The organism is Bradyrhizobium sp. USDA 4454 (assembly GCF_054822705.1).
This window is the reverse complement of sequence record NZ_JBTRCN010000001.1, coordinates 660,233-677,435: the sequence shown is the minus strand read 5'-3', so window position 1 is coordinate 677,435 and position 17,203 is coordinate 660,233. Positions and strand designations below refer to the sequence as shown.

The following is a 17,203-nucleotide window of genomic DNA, read 5'->3' as shown; positions in this document are numbered from 1 at the left end:
GATGACGCAGGCACAGCTCGCGCAGGGGAATGATCCCTTGCTCGCGGTTCGCGACGTCAGCGTCGTGTTCGGCGGCATCATCGCACTCAACGGCGTGTCGTTCGACATGCGCCATGGGCAGATCCTCGGCCTGATCGGGCCGAACGGCGCCGGCAAGACCACGCTGTTCAACTGCCTGTCGCGGCTGTACCAGCCGTCATCCGGCGACATCCTGATGGAAGGCAAGAGCATCCTGTCGCGGCCGCCGCACCGGATCGCCGAGATCGGCATCGGCCGCACCTTCCAGAACGTCGCGCTGTTTCCCAACCTGTCCGTGATCGACAATGTCCGCGTCGGCGCGCATGCCCGCACCTCGAGCGACATCGTCAGCGACTCGCTGCGGCTCGCCTGGGTCCGCCGCGGCGAGAACGACATGAACAAGAAGGTGCACGACATCCTCGGCTATCTCGACCTCGAGGACGTCGCCCACACCGTGGTTTCGGGACTTCCGTTCGGCACCCAGAAGCGCGTCGAGCTGGCGCGCGCCTTGGCGGCGGATCCGAAGATCCTGCTGCTCGACGAGCCGGCCGGCGGCCTCAATCACGAGGAAGTCTATGTGCTCGGCGATCTGATCCGCAAAATCCGCGACGACCGTAAAATTACGGTGCTGCTGGTCGAGCATCACATGGGTCTCGTGATGTCGATCGCCGACCACGTCGTCGCGCTCAATTTCGGCCGCAAGCTGGCCGAAGGCACGCCGGCCCAGGTCCAGGCCGACCCTGATGTCATCAAGGCCTATCTGGGGAGCAAGGACCAATGACCGCGATGCTCAACGTCAAGGACCTGCGCGCCTATTACGGCCAGGTCCAGGCCCTGCACGGCCTCAGCTTTTCCCTCAACGAGGGCTCGCTGACCACCCTGCTCGGCGCCAACGGCGCCGGCAAGACCACCACGCTGCGGGCGATCTGCAACATGGTGCGCTCGACCGGCGCGATCGAGTTCGAGGGCAAGCCGATCGGCACGCGCTCGACCGAGAACGTGGTCCGGCTCGGCATCGCCCATGTGCCGCAGGGCCGCGGCACCTTCACCAACATGACGGTCGAGGAAAACCTGCAACTCGGCGCCATCAGCCGCTCCGACACCAAGGCGATCGGCTCCGACATCGAGCGGATGTACGACCACTTCCCGGTGCTGAAGCAGCGCTACACCCAGCAGGCCGGCACGCTGTCCGGCGGCGAGCAGCAGATGCTCGCGGTGGCGCGCGCGCTGATGCTGCGGCCGCGCCTGATGCTGCTCGACGAACCGTCATTCGGCCTCGCGCCGCTGATCGTGCGCGACCTGTTCCGCATCCTCGGCAAGATCAATCGCGAGGAAAAGGTGACCATCCTGGTGGTCGAGCAGAACGCACAGCTCGCGCTCGAGCTCGCCGACCAGGCCTATGTGATCGAAACCGGACGGATCGTGATGTCGGGCAATGCCAAGGACATCGCGAACAACGAAGACGTCCGCAAATCCTATCTCGGCTACTGAGGGAGCTGGCACAATGGAGCTTTTTGCCAACCAGGTCCTGGCCGGCATCGCCACCGGCGCGATCTACGCCTGCATGGCGCTCGCGGTGGTGATGATCTACCAGGCCATCGACCATCTGAATTTCGCCCAGGGCGAAATGGCGATGTTCTCGACCTTCGTGTCCTGGCAGCTGATGCAATGGGGCGTGCCGTATTGGGGCGCTTTCGTGCTCACCGTCGCCTTCTCGTTTGCCGCCGGCATCATCATCGAGCGGCTGCTGTTCAAGCCGCTCGCCAAGGCCCCGATCCTGACCAACGTCGCCGGCTTCATCGCGCTCTATGCGATCATCAACTCGGTCGCCGGCCTGATCTGGGACTTCACCATCAAGCAGTATCCGACGCCGTTCGGCTCCTCGCCGTTCCTCGGCAGCCAGCTGATCTCGACCCACCAGGCCGGCATGATCGGCATCACGCTGTTGATGCTGCTGTTGCTGTTCTTCTTCTTCCGCTTCACCCGGGTCGGTCTTGCGATGCGCGCCGCCGCCTCGCTGCCGGAATCGGCCCGCCTGGTCGGCATCAACACCTCGTGGATGATCGCGCTCGGCTGGGGCATGGCATCGGCGATCGGCTCGATCGCCGGCATGATGATCGCCCCGGTCGTATTCCTCGAGCCGAACATGATGCTCGGCGTGCTGATCTACGGATTTGCCGCGGCCGTGCTCGGCGGCCTCAGCTCGCCGTTCGGCGCCGTGATGGGCGGCTTCCTGGTCGGCATCTTCGAGAATCTGGTCGGCACCTACATCCCCGGCGTCGGCAATGAGCTGAAACTTCCGATCGCGCTTGCGCTGATCATCGTCGTCCTGGTCGTGAAACCGGCGGGCCTGTTCGGCCGCGCCATCGTGAAGCGAGTTTGATCATGAGCGCCGTTGAAGAAGTCGTCACAGAGGCCCCCGCCGTCGAGGCCGTGCCGAAGCGCGCCATGACGCTCGGTTATGGCACCTCGCTCGTGGTGCTCGCCGCGCTGGTCCTGATCCCGCTGTTCGTGAAGAACTTCATCATCTTCCAGATGACGATGCTTCTGATCTACGGCTTGGCGGTGCTGGCGCTCAACATCCTGACCGGCGGAAGCGGCCAGTTCTCGCTCGGCCAGAGCGCGTTCTACGCCGTCGGCGCCTATACCTCGGCGATCCTGATGGAGCATGCGGGCATGAACTATGCCCTCACTCTGCCGATCGCCGGCATCGTCTGCTTCGGCTTCGGCTTCCTGTTCGGCCAGCCGGCGCTGCGGCTCAGCGGCGTCTATCTGGCGCTGGCGACCTTCGCGCTCGCCACCGCGATGCCGCAGTTGCTCAAGCTCGGCTATTTCGAGCACTGGACCGGCGGCGTGCAGGGCCTCGTGGTGACCAAGCCGGACGCGCCGTTCGGGCTGCCGCTGTCGCAGGACATGTGGCTCTACTACTTCACGCTGGTCGTCACCATCGCGATCTACCTCGCCTCGGTGAACCTGCTGCGCTCGCGTTCCGGCCGCGCCTTCATGGCGATCCGCGACAATGAGATCGCGGCCTCCGCGATGGGCGTCGACGTTGCGCTGTACAAGACGCTGGCGTTCGGCGTCTCGGCCGGCATCACCGGCGTTGCCGGCGGTCTCGGCGCCATCGCGGTGCAGTTCGTGGCGCCCGACGGCTACACCATCCAGCTCGCGATCTCGCTGTTCCTCGGCATGGTGGTCGGCGGCGTCGGCTGGCTGCCCGGCTCGATTGTCGGTTCCGCCTTCATCATCTTCGTGCCCAACATCGCGGAAGGCATTTCAAAGGGCCTTTCGGGCGCGGTGTTCGGCGTGCTGCTGTTCCTCGTCATCTTCCTCGTGCCGCACGGCGCCAGGCAGGTTGCGATCGTTGCCCAGCAACTGGCCGCGAAGCTCAAGAAGAACTAAGAGCAATATAGAAGCAAACCAGGAGACAATATGCTTTCTACCGTTCGGATCGCCGCGATGTCCGCGGCGATCGTCGCTGTTGCCGCGACCTCCACTGCCGCATTCGCCCAGAAGAAATACGACACCGGCGCGAGCGATACCGAGATCAAGGTCGGCAACATCATGCCGTATTCGGGACCGGCCTCCGCCTACGGCGTGATCGGCAAGACCGAAGAAGCCTACTTCAAGATGATCAACGACCAGGGCGGCATCAACGGCCGCAAGGTCAACTTCGTCAGCTATGACGACGCCTATTCGCCGCCCAAGGCGGTCGAGCAAGTACGCAAGCTGGTCGAGAGTGACGAGGTGCTCGTCGTGTTCAATCCGCTCGGCACGCCTTCGAACACCGCGATCCAGAAGTACCTCAATTCAAAGAAGATTCCGCAGCTGTTCGTCGCCACCGGCGCGACCAAGTGGAACGACCCGAAGAACTTCCCGTGGACCATCGGCTGGCAGCCCAGCTACCAGAGCGAAGCGCAGATCTATGCCAAATGGCTGATGAAGGAGAAGCCCGACGCCAAGGTCGCGATCCTCTATCAGAACGACGACTTCGGCAAAGACTACCTCAAGGGCACCAAGGACGGCTTCGGCGCCAAGGCGGCCTCCAGCATCATCATGGAGGAGAGCTATGAGGTCTCCGAGCCGTCGATCGACGGGCATATCGTCAAGATCAAGGCCGCCAATCCTGACGTACTCTTGATCTACACCACGCCGAAGTTCGGCGCCCAGACCATCAAGAAGACCGCGGAGCTCGGCTGGAAGCCGCTGCAGATCATCACCAACGTGTCGATCTCGGTCGGCAGCGTGATGCAGCCCGCCGGCTTCGACAATGCCCAGGGCGTGCTCTCGGCCGCCTATGCCAAGGACGGCTCCGACCCGCAATGGGCCAACGATCCCGGCATGAAGAAGTGGAACGCGTTCCTCGACAAGTACATGCCGGGCGTCGACAAGACCGACAACGGCGTCGTCTACGGCTACGGTGCCGCGCAGACGCTCGCCAAGGTGCTGGCAATGTGCGGCGACGATCTGACCCGCGCCAACGTCATGAAGCAGGCGGCAAGCCTGAAGGACTTTACGCCCGACACCCTGCTGCCCGGCGTCAAGATCAACACCTCAGCCACCGACTTCGCCCCGATCGCCCAGCTGCAGATGCAGCGCTTCAAGGGGCAGAAGTGGGAACTGTTCGGTGACATCATTTCCGGCGACATTCCTTCCGAATGAACGTTGCACTGCGGAAATAAACAACGGGCCTCCGCGATAACCCTCGCGGGGGCTTTTTGTTGACGCCCCGCGCCGTTCGTATTGAATACGACCCAACAAAGAACCCGAGGTGGGGAAACATGACTGCCGCACGTCCGTCCCTGACGGCGCTGTTGTCCGCATTCGCTCTGATCCTGACCAGCTGCAATGTCGCGCTGGCGCAGAAGACATACGATACCGGGGCCAGCGACACCGAAATCAAGATCGGCAACACCGTGCCCTATAGCGGCCCCGCCTCGGCCTATGGGGTGATCGGCCGGACCGAAGCCGCCTACTTCAAGATGATTAACGCGGCCGGCGGCATCCGCGGCCGCAAGATCACGTTCATCTCCTATGACGACAGCTACTCGCCGGCCAAGACCGTGGAGCAAGCCCGCAAGCTGGTCGAGGACGACGAGGTGCTGCTGGTGTTCGGCTCGGTCGGCACCGCAGGCAATGCGGCGATCCGCAAGTACATGAACGAGAAGCAGGTGCCGCAGCTGTTCATCGCCTCCGGCGCCTCCAAGTGGAACGACCCCAAGAACTATCCATGGACCATGGGCTGGCAGCCGTCCTACCAGGACGAGGCGCGGGTCTACGCAAAATACATCATGAAGCACAAGCCGGACGCCAAGGTTGCCGTGCTCTATCAGAATGACGATTTCGGCAAGGACTACCTCAAGGGCCTGAAGGACGCCTTCGGCGACAAGGCTTCGATGATCGTCGCCGAGGAAGCCTATGAGACTTCCGAACCCACGATCGACAATCACATCGTCAAGCTGAAGGCCGCCGGCGCCGACACCTTCATCAGCATCACGTCACCGAAATTCGCGGCACAGGCGATCAAGAAGGCGGCCGAGATCGCCTGGACGCCATTGCAGATCGTCGCCAACGTCTCGGCCTCGGTCGGCGGCGTGATGCAGCCGGCCGGCTTCGAGAATTCGCAGGGTATCCTGTCGGCGTCCTATCTCAAGGACGGCGCCGATCCGCAGTGGGACAAGGATCCCGGCATGGAGAAATTCCTCGCCTTCCTCAAGAAGGATTATCCCGAGGCCAACAAGCTCGATGGCGCCACCTCTTACGGATACGCCGCCGCACAGACCATGGTGAAGGTGCTGGAGATGTGCGGGGACGATCTGACCCGCGCCAACGTCATGAAGCAGGCCGCGAGCCTGAAGGATTATGTCCCCGACACCTTGCTGCCCGGCATCAGCATCAACACCTCGGCCACCGACTTCGCGCCGATCAAGCAACTGCGCTTGATGCGGTTCAAGGGCGAGAAGTGGGAGTTGTTCGGCGACATCATTTCGAGCAATCTGAGCAACTGACCGCCGCACTCAACTCAACAGCGTTTGTTGGGCGCACCGCAATCTCTGCGGATCGCGCGGCAAGACCATCAGCTCCCGATATTGTCGACTAAAGATGCAGCCCCTGCGGTCACGCCACGGGGGCTTTTCGTTGAGGCGCCCCCGGTAAGATGATAGTTTTCACTGACAACAACGAGCCCTCGAAACAGGGGGCCGCGACACATCATCTGCTATCAGGGAGAGAAACCGCATGTCTGCAATACGACATCTGGCGGCTTTTGCCGTTGCGTTCGCGCTCGTCTCCGCATCCGGCAGCGCAGCGCTTGCCCAGAAGAAATACGACACCGGCGCCAGCGACACCGAGATCAAGATCGGCAACATCATGCCCTATAGCGGAGCGGCGTCCGCCTATGGCGTGATCGGCAAGACCGAGGAGGCCTATTTCCGCAAGATCAACGCCGAGGGCGGCATCAACGGCCGCAAGATCACGTTCATCAGTTACGACGACGCCTACACGCCGCCGAAGACCGTCGAACAGGCGCGCAAGCTGGTCGAGAGCGACGAGGTGCTGATGATCTTCAATTCGCTCGGCACGCCACCGAACTCGGCGATCCAGAAATACATGAACCAGAAGAAGGTGCCGCAACTGTTCGTCGCCACCGGCGCCACCAAGTGGAACGACCCGAAGGAGTTTCCCTGGACGATGGGCTGGCAGCCGAATTACCAGAGCGAGTCCATCATCTATGCGAAGTACATCCTGAAGAACAAGCCGGACGCCAAGATCGCGGTGCTCTACCAGAACGACGATTACGGCAAGGACTATTTGAAGGGATTCAAGGACGGGCTCGGAGCCAAGGCCGCGTCCATGATCGTCGCCGAGGACAGCTACGAGGTGACGGAGCCGACCATCGATTCCCACATCGTCAGGCTCAAGGCCTCCGGCGCCGACGTGTTCTTCAACATCACGACGCCGAAATTCGCGGCACAGGCGATCAAGAAGAATGCCGAGCTCAACTGGCATCCGCTGCACTTTCTCAACAACGTCTCGTCCTCGATTGGCAGCGTGATCAAGCCGGCGGGCTTCGAGGCCGCCCAGGGCATCATCTCGTCGCAGTACCTCAAGGATCCGACCGATCCGCAGTGGAAGACCGACAAGGGCATGATCGCCTGGAACGCATTCCTGGATAAGTACTACCCCGATGCAAACCGCGCCGACGCCTCCGTGATGTACGCCTACACCGTCGCGCAGGGCCTCGAGCACGTGCTGCGGGCGTGCGGCGACAATCTGACGCGGGAGAACGTCATGAAGCAGGCCGCCAGCCTGCGCGACCTCGAACTCGGCGGACTGCTGCCGGGCATCAAGGCCAACACCTCGGCGATCGATTTCGCGCCGCTTTCGCAACTGCAACTGATGCGGTTCAAGGGCGAGACCTGGGACCGCTTCGGTGAAATTTTGAGCGGCGACATCGGCGGCTGAGCCGGAGTTATCGACTAAAGACGCGGCCCCTGCGGCGTTCTCGCAGGGGCTTTCCGTTGAGGCGTCCCGCCTAAGCTGGTAATTTCACCCGATAACAACAGAGCCACCGGAACAGGCGGCCGCGACACATTCGTCTGACAACAGGGAGAGAGACATCAATGTCCGTTACCACCAGACTTGCGGTCCTCGGGGCTGCGCTCGCGCTCGTCGCGACGTCCGGCAGCGCCGCGTTTGCCCAGAAGAAATACGACACCGGCGCCACCGATACCGAGATCAAGATCGGCAACATCATGCCCTACAGCGGCCCCGCCTCCGCCTATGGCATCATCGGCCGCACCGAGGCCGCCTATTTCAAGAAGATCAACGACGCCGGCGGCATCAACGGCCGCAAGATCAACTTCATCTCCTACGATGACGCCTACTCGCCGCCGAAGGCGGTGGAGCAGGCCCGCAAGCTCGTGGAAAGCGATGAAGTGCTGCTGATCTTCAATTCGCTCGGCACGCCGTCGAACTCGGCGATCCAGAAATACATGAACGCCAAGAAAGTGCCGCAGCTGTTCGTCGCCACCGGCGCCACCAAGTGGAACGACCCGAAGGACTTTCCCTGGACCATGGGCTGGCAGCCCAATTACCAGAGCGAGACCCAGATCTACGCCAAGTACATCCTGAAGAACATGCCGAACGCCAAGATCGCGGTGCTCTACCAGAATGACGATTACGGCAAGGACTATCTGAAGGGCCTCAAGGACGGCCTCGGCCAGAAGGCCGCCAGCATGATCGTCGCCGAAGAGAGCTTCGAAACGTCCCAGCCGACCATCGACAGCAACATCGTCAAGCTGAAGGCCAGCAACGCCGACGTCTTCATCGACATCGCGACGCCGAAATTCGCGGCACAGGCGATCAAGAAGGTCGCCGAGATCGGCTGGAAGCCGACCCACTTCCTCAACAACGTGTCGGCCTCGGTCGGCAGCGTGATCAAGCCGGCCGGCTTCGAGAACGCGCAGGACATCATTTCCGCCGCCTATCTGAAGGATGCTTCCGACAGGCAGTGGGACAATGATCCCGGCATGAAGGAATTCTACGCTTTCATGGCCAAGGATTTCCCCGAGGGCGACAAGCTCGACGGCGGCACCGTGGTCGGCTTCGGCGTGGCGCAGACGCTGGTCCAGGTGCTGAAGCAGTGCGGTGACAACCTCACCCGCGAGAACGTTATGAAGCAGGCGGCGAACCTCAAGGACTTCCGTACCGAGGTGCTGCTGCCCGGCATCAAGATCAACACCTCGCCGACCGATTTCGCCCCGATCAGCCAGCTGCAGCTGATGAAGTTCAAGGGCGAGAAATGGGAATTGTTCGGCGACGTCATCAGCGCCGACGTCGGCGGCTGATTTTTCGCGAATTGCCGACTGAGAATGGCCCCCTGCGCGATACCGTCGCAGGGGGCTTTTTCATGAACCCTGTTATCTGCTCATCGCCCCGGAGGGCGATGCCCGCTTACACTTTGTCCGGCAATGCGCTAGGTAAACCGGCAAGACCCCGACAAAGAACTCGGCGCCCTTGCGCGCCGGCAACAACAAGGAGTTTTCGGGACATGCCGAAGCGGATCCGTCACCGTGTCGCAACCGCCCTGCTCGGCCTCGCCATCGCCACCGCGACGGGCTATGCCGCATGGGCGCAGAAGAAATACGACACCGGCGCGAGCGACACCGAGATCAAGATCGGCAATATCGTGCCCTATAGCGGCCCGGCCTCAGCCTATGGCGTAGTCGGCAAGGCAATGGCCGCGGTGTTCAAGAAGGTCAACGACGAGGGCGGCATCAATGGCCGCAAGATCAACTTCATCTCCTATGACGATGCCTATTCGCCGCCGAAGGCCGTGGAGCAGGCGCGCAAGCTGGTCGAGAGCGACGAGGTGCTGTTCCTGTTCGGCACGCTCGGCACCGCCTCCAACACCGCGATCCAGAAATATCTCAACGCCAAGAAGGTGCCGCAGCTGTTCGTCGCCACCGGCGCGACCAAGTGGAACGACCCGAAGACCTTCCCGTGGACCATGGGCTGGCTGCCGAGCTACCAGAGCGAATCGCGGATCTACGCTAAATATCTGCTCAAGGAGAAGCCCGAAGCCAAGGTCGCGGTGCTCTATCAGAACGACGACATGGGCAAGGACTATCTGAAAGGCCTCGAAGACGGCTTCGCCAGCGATCCCGCCCGGATCGCCGCCAAGGAAAGCTACGAGGTCGCCGAGCCGACCATCGATTCCCACGTGGTGCGGCTGAAATCCTCCAATCCCGACGTCATCATCTTCTTCACCACGCCGAAATTCGGCGCCCAGGCGATCAAGAAGCTCGGCGAGATGAACTGGAAGCCGGTGACGATCGTGTCCAACGTCTCCGCCTCCACCGCGACGGTGATGCGCCCCGCGGGCCTCGACAATGCGCAGGGCGTGATCTCGGCGGCCTACGCCAAGGACGCCAGCGATCCGCAGTGGAAGGATGATCCCGGCATGAAGGCGTTCGATGAGCTGCTCGCCAAATACATGCCCGACACCAACCGCGTCGATGCCTCGGCGATGACCGGCTACAACATGGCAACCACCATGGTCGAGGTGCTGCGCCGCTGCGGCGACGACCTCACCCGCGCCAATGTGATGAAGCAGGCGGCAAGCCTGAAGCAGTTTGCGCAGGGCGGCCTGTTGCCGGGCGTGACGCTGTCGACCGGGCCGGCCGACTTCCAGCCGATCGAGCAGTTGCAGCTGATGCAGTTCAAGGGCGAACGCTGGCAGTTGTTCGGCGACGTCATCAGCGGCGAGATCGCCGGCAACTGAACGCGTAACGAAAGCACTGCCATGACCGACCGTCGTCCATTCCTGCGTTCGATCTTCGATGCCGCGGTGGCGGCTGCGCATCCCGATGTGGTGCTGGCATCGCGGCTGCGGCCGGTACCGAAGGGGCGCGTGATCTGCCTCGCTGCCGGCAAGGGCGCAGGCGCCATGGCGGCCGCGGCGGAGCGGCACTATCTCGACACGCTCGGCCTGGCACCGTCGCGGCTGCTCGGCATCGCGACCACCCGTCACGGCCATGGCGTGCCGACCCGCCGCATCAAGGTGGTCGAGGCCGGCCACCCCGTGCCCGATGAAGCCGGCCTGCGCGCAGCCGACGATACGCTGCGGCTGGCGGCAGAGGCGACACCGGACGATCTGCTGCTGGTGCTGTTGACCGGCGGCGGCTCGGCGAACTGGATCGCCCCCGTCGAGGGCGTCAGCTTTATCCAGAAGCAGCAGGTCAACCGCGCGCTGCTGCGCTCCGGCGCGCCGATCGGCGAGATGAACACCGTCCGCAAGCATCTGTCGCGGATCAAGGGCGGACGGCTGGCGCGCGCCGGGCAGCACGCCGCCGAGATCGTGACGCTGGCGATTTCGGACGTACCGCACGACGATCCCTCCGCGATCGCCTCGGGGCCGACGGTGCCGGATCCGACCACGCTGGCGGATGCCCGCGCGCTGGTCGCCAAATACAATCTCTCGGTCGACGACGCGGTCCGCCGTGCACTCGACGATCCCGGCAACGAAAGCTGCAAGCCCGGCGATCCGGCCTTTGCCCGGGCGACATTCGAACTGCTGGCAAAGCCGAAGGCATCGATCGAAGCCGCGGTGAAGGTCGCGCAGGACGCCGGCTACGAGACCATCGCGCTCGGCGCCGATCTCGAAGGCGAGGCCCGCGAGGTCGCGGCCGCGCACGCGCGGCTGGCGCTCAAGGCGCGCAGCGAGGGCAGGCGCGTCGCGATCATCTCCGGCGGCGAGCTCACCGTGACCGTGCGCGGCAACGGCCGCGGCGGCCCCAACCAGGAATACGCACTGGCGCTCGCCGACCTGCTCAAGGATACGCCCGACATCGCAGCGCTTGCCGCCGACACCGACGGCGCCGATGGCGGCGCCGGCAGCGCGACCGACCCCGCCGGCGCGGTGATCGACCGGGCGACGTTTGCGAAGATGAAATCGCTCGGCCTCGACCCTCGGGCGTATCTGGAGAACAACGATGCCACCGGCTTCTTCGCGCAGACCGGGGATTTGCTGCTGACCGGGCCGACGCTGACCAACGTCAACGACGTGCGCGTGATTTTGGTGGATTGACGCATCCGTCATTCCGGGGCGATGCGCAGCATCGAACCCGGAATCTCGCGTCACAACTTCTGGATTCCGGGTTCGTCGCTGCGCGACGCCCCGGAATGACAGTGCCTCAAAACTCCTGCGCGAGCTTTGCCAGCATCTCCAGCAGCGCGGCGTGGTTGGCCGGGCCGAGCACCTCGATCAGCCGTGCCTCGTGCTTGTTGGCGACCAGCTTCTTGGCGCGCGCCAGCACGGCCCGGCCCCGGTCGGTCAGCACCAGGATGTGGGAGCGGCGGTCGTTGGTCGAGCGCATTCGCGCGCAAAGGTCGCGGCTCTCCAGCGCGTCGAGCATCGCGACGAAATTCGGCCTGAGGATGCCGAGCGTATTGGCGATCTCGGTCTGGTTGCGGCCGGGATTCTTGTCGAGCAGCAGCAGCACCGAGAACTGCGCCGGCGTCAGCTGCAACGGCGCGACGCAGCGCAGAAAGTCCTCGAATACCCTGAGCTGTGCGCGCTTCAGCGAATAGCCGAGCAACCCCGACAGCTCGCCCAGTTGCAGCATGCTGTCGTCCCCGGCAGGATCGACCGGTTCCCTGCGCTGGTCGCGCGACGAACGGACGGCATCGGAGGCGGTCTTGGAAACAGTCATCGCGCCAGGCTCGCAATCCCGGTACAAAAACCCCACGGGACACTCGGGGACCTTGAGATTATATCTAATAATTGTTATCCGCTATATCTAATATCGGCTTCTATCAACAGCCGATATCGGCCGACCCGCCCGGCACAGCCGGCTGTGGCGGCCCGACGCTTGAGGGGGAGCGCTCGGCCTTGAACACAACGATCATGCTGTTCCTGCTGCAGGACGGCATCACCAATGGCGCAATCTACGCACTGCTGGGGCTGGCCCTGGTGCTGGTGTTCGCGGTGACGCGGGTGATCCTGATCCCGCAGGGCGAATTCGTGACCTACGGCGCGCTGAGCTACGCCATGCTGGCGACCGGGCAGGTGCCCGGCACCGTGCGGCTTGCCGTCGCGATGGGCCTCGTCGCGTTCGCGCTCGACCTGTTCTTCGCCCGCAAGGCGCTGCATGCCCGGCTGGTCGTGCGCTCGGTCGCGGTCAACGTCGCCTTCCCCGTGGCACTGCTCGGCCTCGTCTATGCGCTGGTTGGTCCCCATACACCGATCGCCGTCAACATCGCGCTGGCGCTCCTGATCGTCGCGGCGATCGGGCTGTTCCTCTACCGCATCGCGTTCCAGCCGATCGCGCACACCTCGGTGCTGGTGCTGTTGATCGCTTCGGTCGGCTGCCATCTGGCGCTGCAGGGCCTCGGCCTGGTGTTCTTCGGTGCCGAGGGCCTGCGCGGCCCGGCGCTGTCGAATGCCGCGGTGACCGCCGGTCCGCTGCGCTTCACCGGCCAGAGCCTTGCGGTCTACGGCCTGACGGTCGGCTTCATCGTCGCGCTGTGGCTGTTCTTCGGCTACACCAGGACCGGCAAGGCGCTGCGCGCTACCGCGGTCAATCGGCTGGGCGCCCGCCTGGTCGGCATCCGCACCACGCTGTCGGGCCAGATCGCGTTCCTGCTCGCCTCCGTGATCGGCGCGATTTCCGGCATCCTGATCGTGCCGATCACCACGCTCTATTACGACACCGGCTTCCTGATCGGCCTGAAAGGCTTCATCGCCGCCATCATCGGCGGCCTGGTCAGCTATCCCCTGACCGCGGTCGCCGCCATCCTGGTCGGCATCGTCGAGGCCTTCTCGTCGTTCTATGCCAGCAATTTCAAGGAAGTCATCGTGTTCACGCTGATCCTTCCCGTCCTGGTGCTGCGCTCGCTCGCAGCACCCCAGGTCGAAGAAGAGAAGGATTGAGCGCGATGACGCAGCGGCTTCCTCTCATCATTTTCGCGCTGGTGCTGGCGGCGATCCCGTTCGTCCCGGGCATCCCGCCATTCTGGATCGTGCTGCTCGACAATATCGGCCTCGCCGCGCTGGTCGCGATGGGACTGGTGCTGCTCACCGGCGTCGGCGGCCTCACCTCGTTCGGGCAGGCCGCGTTCTGCGGTTTTGGCGCCTATACCACCGCGGTGCTGACCACCGCCTACGGCGTCTCACCCTGGCTGACGCTGCCGGCGTCGCTTTTGGTCAGCGGCATCGCCGCCGTGCTGCTCGGCCTCGTCACGGTGCGGCTGTCGGGTCACTATTTGCCGCTCGGCACCATCGCCTGGGGCATCGGCCTGTTCTATCTGTTCAGCAAGCTGGAATTCCTCGGCCGCAACGACGGCATCTCGGGCATCCCGCCGCTTTCGATCGGCTCGTTCAAGATGCTGAACCCGGACACGATCTATTACGCGATCTGGGTCGCGGTGCTGCTCGCGGCGCTGCTGACGATGAACCTGCTGGATTCCCGCACCGGGCGCGCGATCCGCGCGCTGCGACGCGGCCATATCGCCGCCGAAGCGTTCGGCGTGCAGACGCCGCGCGCCAAGCTGCTGGTGTTCATCTATGCCGCGGTGCTGGCCGGCCTGTCCGGCTGGCTCTATGCGCATTTCCAGCGCGCCGCCAACCCGACGCCGTTCGGCGCGCAGGCCGGCATCGAATATCTGTTCATCGCCGTCGTCGGCGGCGCGGGCTACGTTTGGGGCGGCGTGCTCGGCGCCGGGATCGTCGTGATCCTGAAAGAGGTGTTGCAGAGCTATCTGCCCTACATCTTCGGCGGCCAGAGCCAGCTCGAGACCATCGTGTTCGGCATCATGCTGGTGCTGCTGTTGCAGCTCGCGCCGCAGGGCGTCTGGCCCTGGCTGATGGCGGTTCTGCCGTTCAAGCCCGCCCGCAAGATCCCGGACACCTCGGTGAAGCTGGAGCACCGCGAGCGGGCGCCGGGAACATCCCCGGTGCTGCTGCACGTCGAGAAGGCGCGAAAACAGTTCGGCGGCGTGCTCGCGGTGAACGATGTCTCGTTCGACGTCAACGCCCGCGAGATCGTCGCGCTGATCGGCCCGAACGGCGCCGGCAAGAGCACGACCTTCAACCTGATCACCGGCGTGCTGTCCGCAACGAGCGGCAAGATCGCGGTACTCGGCAACGAGGTCGCGAACGCGCCGCCGCAGGAGGTGGTCAAGCTCGGTGTTTCCAGAACGTTCCAGCACGTCAAGCTGGTGCCCGACATGACCGTGCTGGAGAACGTCGCGATCGGCGCGCATCTGCGCGGCAATTCCGGCGCGATCTCCAGCATGCTGCGGCTCGACCGCGCCGACGAGGAGAAGCTGCTGGCGGAGGCCGCGCGGCAGATCGCGCGCGTCGGCCTGTCCGACCAGATCGACCAGCTCGCCGGCTCGCTGTCGCTCGGGCAGCAGCGCATCGTCGAGATCGCCCGCGCACTGTGCGTCGATCCGATGCTGCTGTTGCTCGACGAACCGGCCGCCGGGCTGCGCCACATGGAGAAGCAGCGGCTCGCCACGCTGCTCCGGCAATTGCGCGACGGCGGCATGTCGGTGCTGCTGGTCGAACACGACATGGGCTTCGTGATGGATCTCGCCGACCGCATCGTGGTGCTCGATTTCGGCACCAAGATCGCCGAGGGCACGCCGGCTGCGATCAAGCGCAACCCCGACGTCATCAAGGCCTATCTCGGAGCCGCCGCATGAGCGCGCTGCTATCGGTCACCGACGTTCACATCTCCTACGGCAAGGTCGAAGCCGTGCGCGGCGTCTCGCTCGACGTCGCGGATAACGCGATCGTCACCATCATCGGCGCCAACGGCGCCGGCAAGACCACGCTGCTCAACGCCATCATGGGCGTGCTGCCGCTGCGGGGCCGCACCAGCTTCGCCGGCGTCGACATGGCGCCATTAGACATCGAGGACCGCGTCGCCACCGGCCTCAGCCTGGTGCCCGAGCATCGCGAATTGTTCGGCACCATGAATGTCGAGGACAATCTCGAGCTCGGCGCGTTCCGGATCGCGAAGGCGGCCGCGGCGACCTCGCTGGAGCGGGTCTACACGCTGTTTCCGCGGCTCAAGGAACGCCGCAGGCAGCTCGCCGGCACGCTGTCCGGCGGCGAGCAGCAGATGCTGGCGATGGGCCGCGCGCTGATGGGTGCGCCGAAACTCCTGATGCTGGACGAGCCGAGCCTCGGCCTCGCCCCGATCATCGTCGCCGACATCTTCCGCATCGTCGGCGAACTCCGCGCCGCCGGCGTCTCGGTGCTGCTGGTCGAGCAGAACGCGCAAGCCGCGCTGCAGATCGCCGACCGCGCCTATGTGATGGAGCTCGGCGAATTCGTGCTGTCAGGCCCCGCGAATGAAATCGCCGCCAACAAGGGCGTCGCCGCGAGCTATCTCGGCTTCCAGCACGAAGGCGAGAGCGCGATTTGAGGCGCTGGGAAATGCCCCATCCCAGAGACAACAAAAGAGCCGGTCCGTAGCCCGGCTTTTCGTTTCGCAGATCGCGCCCAGCTCACATCGCCGGGACGTATTTGCCGTCCTTGACCGTCAGCAGGATGCGCGAGCGGTCGTCGAGGCCGTAGCGGTCCTTTTCGGTCCAGTTGTAGACGCCCTGGGACGCGACGATCTCTTTTTCGGAGATCAGCGCCTGGCGGATCGCCTCGCGGAATTCCACCGTGCCGGGCTTGGCGGTCTTCAGCGCCACCGGGATGATGCGATTCAGCACCTGGAACGCGTCGTAGGAATGGCCGGCGAACTGGCTGCGGCTGTTGGCGCCGTATTTGGCTTCATAGGCCGCGTTCAGCGTGAGGCCCGGCTTCTTGGTCAGCGCGCTGTCGGCTTGCGTTTCCGGCGACATGATCGGGCCAGCCGACATGATGACGCCTTCCGCCGAGGCGCCGGCGATGCGGATGAAGTCCATGGTGGCGGCACCGTGGGTCTGGTAGATCAGGCCCTTGTAGCCGCGCTCGCGCAGCGCGGTCTGCGGCAGCGCCGCGGCGGTGCCGGAGGCGCCGACCAGGATGGCGTCGGGATTGGCGGCAACGAGCTTCAGCACCTGCCCCGCCACCGACGTATCCGGACGCGCGAAGCGCTCCTCGTCGGTCATGGTCAGGCCCATCGGCACGGCCTGCGCCTTGAAATCGTTGACCCAGAGATCGCCATATGAATCCGAATAGCCGATATAGCCGACGGTCTTGATGTTGTGCGCCTTCATGTGCTCGTAGAGCACCTTGCCCATGATCGGAATCGACTGCGGCAGGTCGACCGACCATTTCGCGCGGGCGTCGTTGATAGGGAACGGCGCAAGGCCGAAATGCGGGATGCCGGCCTCGTTGGCGACCGTCGACACCGCGATCGTCGTCGGCGTGATGCAGGAGCCCATGATGATGTCGGCCTTGGACTCGGTGACGAAGCGCCGCGCATTGGTGGTCGCAGCGGTCGGATCGCCGGCGTCGTCGAGCACGATCAGCTTCAGCGGCACGCCGGCGATCTCCTTCGGCACGAAATCGAGCGCGTTGCGCTCGGGGATGCCGAGCGCCGCGGCGGGGCCCGTGGTCGAGAGCGAGATGCCGATGGTGATCTCATTGGTCTGCGCCAGCGCGGGCAAGCCCGGCAGCGCGATGACAGCCGCGAGCACTGCTGTGGCGAGAGTGGCCTTCCTCATTCATTCCTCCCTG

The 17,203-nt window shown here is 64.2% G+C and carries 15 protein-coding genes; 13 read left to right on the top strand and 2 right to left on the bottom strand.

The genetic code is table 11. The annotated features are described in order from the left end of the window. The first annotated feature begins 1 nt into the window (after position 1). The 10 genes from ACVIW0_RS03080 to ACVIW0_RS03035 all read left to right on the top strand — a co-directional run bounded on the left by ACVIW0_RS03080 (position 2) and on the right by ACVIW0_RS03035 (position 11,608). The gene (locus ACVIW0_RS03080) at positions 2 to 799 is read left to right on the top strand and encodes an ABC transporter ATP-binding protein (protein ID WP_095731499.1); all 798 of its coding nucleotides are present in this window, start codon (positions 2 to 4) and stop codon (positions 797 to 799) included. Continuing rightward, on the top strand, positions 796 to 1,509 hold the full coding sequence (locus tag ACVIW0_RS03075) for an ABC transporter ATP-binding protein (RefSeq protein ID WP_456750665.1): 714 nt from the start codon (positions 796 to 798) through the stop codon (positions 1,507 to 1,509). Before ACVIW0_RS03080 ends, ACVIW0_RS03075 begins: the two co-directional genes overlap by 4 nt. A 13-nt stretch (positions 1,510 to 1,522) precedes the next feature. Further along, on the top strand, positions 1,523 to 2,401 hold the full coding sequence (locus ACVIW0_RS03070) for a branched-chain amino acid ABC transporter permease (RefSeq protein ID WP_461350987.1): 879 nt from the start codon (positions 1,523 to 1,525) through the stop codon (positions 2,399 to 2,401). Positions 2,402 to 2,403: 2 nt separating this feature from the next. Next, the gene (locus ACVIW0_RS03065) at positions 2,404 to 3,420 is read left to right on the top strand and encodes a branched-chain amino acid ABC transporter permease (protein ID WP_461350986.1); all 1,017 of its coding nucleotides are present in this window, start codon (positions 2,404 to 2,406) and stop codon (positions 3,418 to 3,420) included. A 30-nt stretch (positions 3,421 to 3,450) separates the two neighbouring features. Further along, on the top strand, positions 3,451 to 4,680 hold the full coding sequence (locus tag ACVIW0_RS03060; protein ID WP_461350985.1) for an ABC transporter substrate-binding protein: 1,230 nt from the start codon (positions 3,451 to 3,453) through the stop codon (positions 4,678 to 4,680). 119 nt (positions 4,681 to 4,799) lie between these two features. Continuing rightward, the gene (locus tag ACVIW0_RS03055) at positions 4,800 to 6,026 is read left to right on the top strand and encodes an ABC transporter substrate-binding protein (RefSeq protein WP_461350984.1); all 1,227 of its coding nucleotides are present in this window, start codon (positions 4,800 to 4,802) and stop codon (positions 6,024 to 6,026) included. Positions 6,027 to 6,255: 229 nt separating this feature from the next. Then, the gene (locus ACVIW0_RS03050) at positions 6,256 to 7,482 is read left to right on the top strand and encodes an ABC transporter substrate-binding protein (protein WP_461350983.1); all 1,227 of its coding nucleotides are present in this window, start codon (positions 6,256 to 6,258) and stop codon (positions 7,480 to 7,482) included. Between the two features lie 158 nt (positions 7,483 to 7,640). Then, on the top strand, positions 7,641 to 8,867 hold the full coding sequence (locus tag ACVIW0_RS03045) for an ABC transporter substrate-binding protein (RefSeq protein ID WP_461350982.1): 1,227 nt from the start codon (positions 7,641 to 7,643) through the stop codon (positions 8,865 to 8,867). Positions 8,868 to 9,070: 203 nt separating this feature from the next. Beyond that, on the top strand, positions 9,071 to 10,303 hold the full coding sequence (locus tag ACVIW0_RS03040) for an ABC transporter substrate-binding protein (RefSeq protein WP_461350981.1): 1,233 nt from the start codon (positions 9,071 to 9,073) through the stop codon (positions 10,301 to 10,303). Positions 10,304 to 10,324: 21 nt separating this feature from the next. Beyond that, positions 10,325 to 11,608 (top strand): glycerate kinase type-2 family protein, encoded by a 1,284-nt coding sequence (locus tag ACVIW0_RS03035; RefSeq protein WP_461350980.1) that lies wholly within the window; start codon positions 10,325 to 10,327, stop codon positions 11,606 to 11,608. A 106-nt stretch (positions 11,609 to 11,714) separates the two neighbouring features. Here ACVIW0_RS03035 and ACVIW0_RS03030 read toward each other — a convergent pair whose 3' ends face one another. Beyond that, positions 11,715 to 12,233 (bottom strand): MarR family winged helix-turn-helix transcriptional regulator, encoded by a 519-nt coding sequence (locus tag ACVIW0_RS03030; RefSeq protein ID WP_456751929.1) that lies wholly within the window; start codon positions 12,231 to 12,233, stop codon positions 11,715 to 11,717. A 179-nt stretch (positions 12,234 to 12,412) separates the two neighbouring features. Between ACVIW0_RS03030 and ACVIW0_RS03025 the strand changes: the two genes are divergently transcribed. The 3 genes from ACVIW0_RS03025 to ACVIW0_RS03015 are packed head-to-tail and all read left to right on the top strand — an operon-like array spanning position 12,413 to position 15,956. Next, positions 12,413 to 13,453, top strand: a complete 1,041-nt coding sequence (locus ACVIW0_RS03025; protein ID WP_461350979.1) for a branched-chain amino acid ABC transporter permease — start codon at positions 12,413 to 12,415, stop codon at positions 13,451 to 13,453. Positions 13,454 to 13,458: 5 nt separating this feature from the next. Then, positions 13,459 to 15,228 (top strand): branched-chain amino acid ABC transporter ATP-binding protein/permease, encoded by a 1,770-nt coding sequence (locus ACVIW0_RS03020; protein WP_461350978.1) that lies wholly within the window; start codon positions 13,459 to 13,461, stop codon positions 15,226 to 15,228. Next, on the top strand, positions 15,225 to 15,956 hold the full coding sequence (locus ACVIW0_RS03015) for an ABC transporter ATP-binding protein (RefSeq protein ID WP_461350977.1): 732 nt from the start codon (positions 15,225 to 15,227) through the stop codon (positions 15,954 to 15,956). The genes ACVIW0_RS03020 and ACVIW0_RS03015 overlap by 4 nt, the downstream gene beginning before the upstream one ends. 82 nt (positions 15,957 to 16,038) lie before the next feature. On the opposite strand, the gene ACVIW0_RS03010 is transcribed toward ACVIW0_RS03015, so the two are convergent. Then, positions 16,039 to 17,190, bottom strand: coding sequence for an ABC transporter substrate-binding protein (locus tag ACVIW0_RS03010; RefSeq protein ID WP_461350976.1), 1,152 nt, complete (start codon positions 17,188 to 17,190; stop codon positions 16,039 to 16,041). Positions 17,191 to 17,203: the final 13 nt, after the last annotated feature.

What these genes read in the sequence shown, in the direction of transcription:
- ACVIW0_RS03080 (WP_095731499.1), top strand. Translation starts at nt 2, where the DNA reads ATGACGCAGGCACAGCTCGCGCAGGGGAATGATCCCTTGCTCGCGGTT.
- ACVIW0_RS03060 (WP_461350985.1), top strand. Translation starts at nt 3,451, where the DNA reads ATGCTTTCTACCGTTCGGATCGCCGCGATGTCCGCGGCGATCGTCGCT.
- ACVIW0_RS03065 (WP_461350986.1), top strand. Translation starts at nt 2,404, where the DNA reads ATGAGCGCCGTTGAAGAAGTCGTCACAGAGGCCCCCGCCGTCGAGGCC.
- ACVIW0_RS03070 (WP_461350987.1), top strand. Translation starts at nt 1,523, where the DNA reads ATGGAGCTTTTTGCCAACCAGGTCCTGGCCGGCATCGCCACCGGCGCG.
- ACVIW0_RS03055 (WP_461350984.1), top strand. Translation starts at nt 4,800, where the DNA reads ATGACTGCCGCACGTCCGTCCCTGACGGCGCTGTTGTCCGCATTCGCT.
- ACVIW0_RS03075 (WP_456750665.1), top strand. Translation starts at nt 796, where the DNA reads ATGACCGCGATGCTCAACGTCAAGGACCTGCGCGCCTATTACGGCCAG.
- ACVIW0_RS03035 (WP_461350980.1), top strand. Translation starts at nt 10,325, where the DNA reads ATGACCGACCGTCGTCCATTCCTGCGTTCGATCTTCGATGCCGCGGTG.
- ACVIW0_RS03030 (WP_456751929.1), bottom strand. Translation starts at nt 12,233, where the DNA reads ATGACTGTTTCCAAGACCGCCTCCGATGCCGTCCGTTCGTCGCGCGAC.
- ACVIW0_RS03015 (WP_461350977.1), top strand. Translation starts at nt 15,225, where the DNA reads ATGAGCGCGCTGCTATCGGTCACCGACGTTCACATCTCCTACGGCAAG.
- ACVIW0_RS03045 (WP_461350982.1), top strand. Translation starts at nt 7,641, where the DNA reads ATGTCCGTTACCACCAGACTTGCGGTCCTCGGGGCTGCGCTCGCGCTC.
- ACVIW0_RS03020 (WP_461350978.1), top strand. Translation starts at nt 13,459, where the DNA reads ATGACGCAGCGGCTTCCTCTCATCATTTTCGCGCTGGTGCTGGCGGCG.
- ACVIW0_RS03050 (WP_461350983.1), top strand. Translation starts at nt 6,256, where the DNA reads ATGTCTGCAATACGACATCTGGCGGCTTTTGCCGTTGCGTTCGCGCTC.
- ACVIW0_RS03010 (WP_461350976.1), bottom strand. Translation starts at nt 17,190, where the DNA reads ATGAGGAAGGCCACTCTCGCCACAGCAGTGCTCGCGGCTGTCATCGCG.
- ACVIW0_RS03040 (WP_461350981.1), top strand. Translation starts at nt 9,071, where the DNA reads ATGCCGAAGCGGATCCGTCACCGTGTCGCAACCGCCCTGCTCGGCCTC.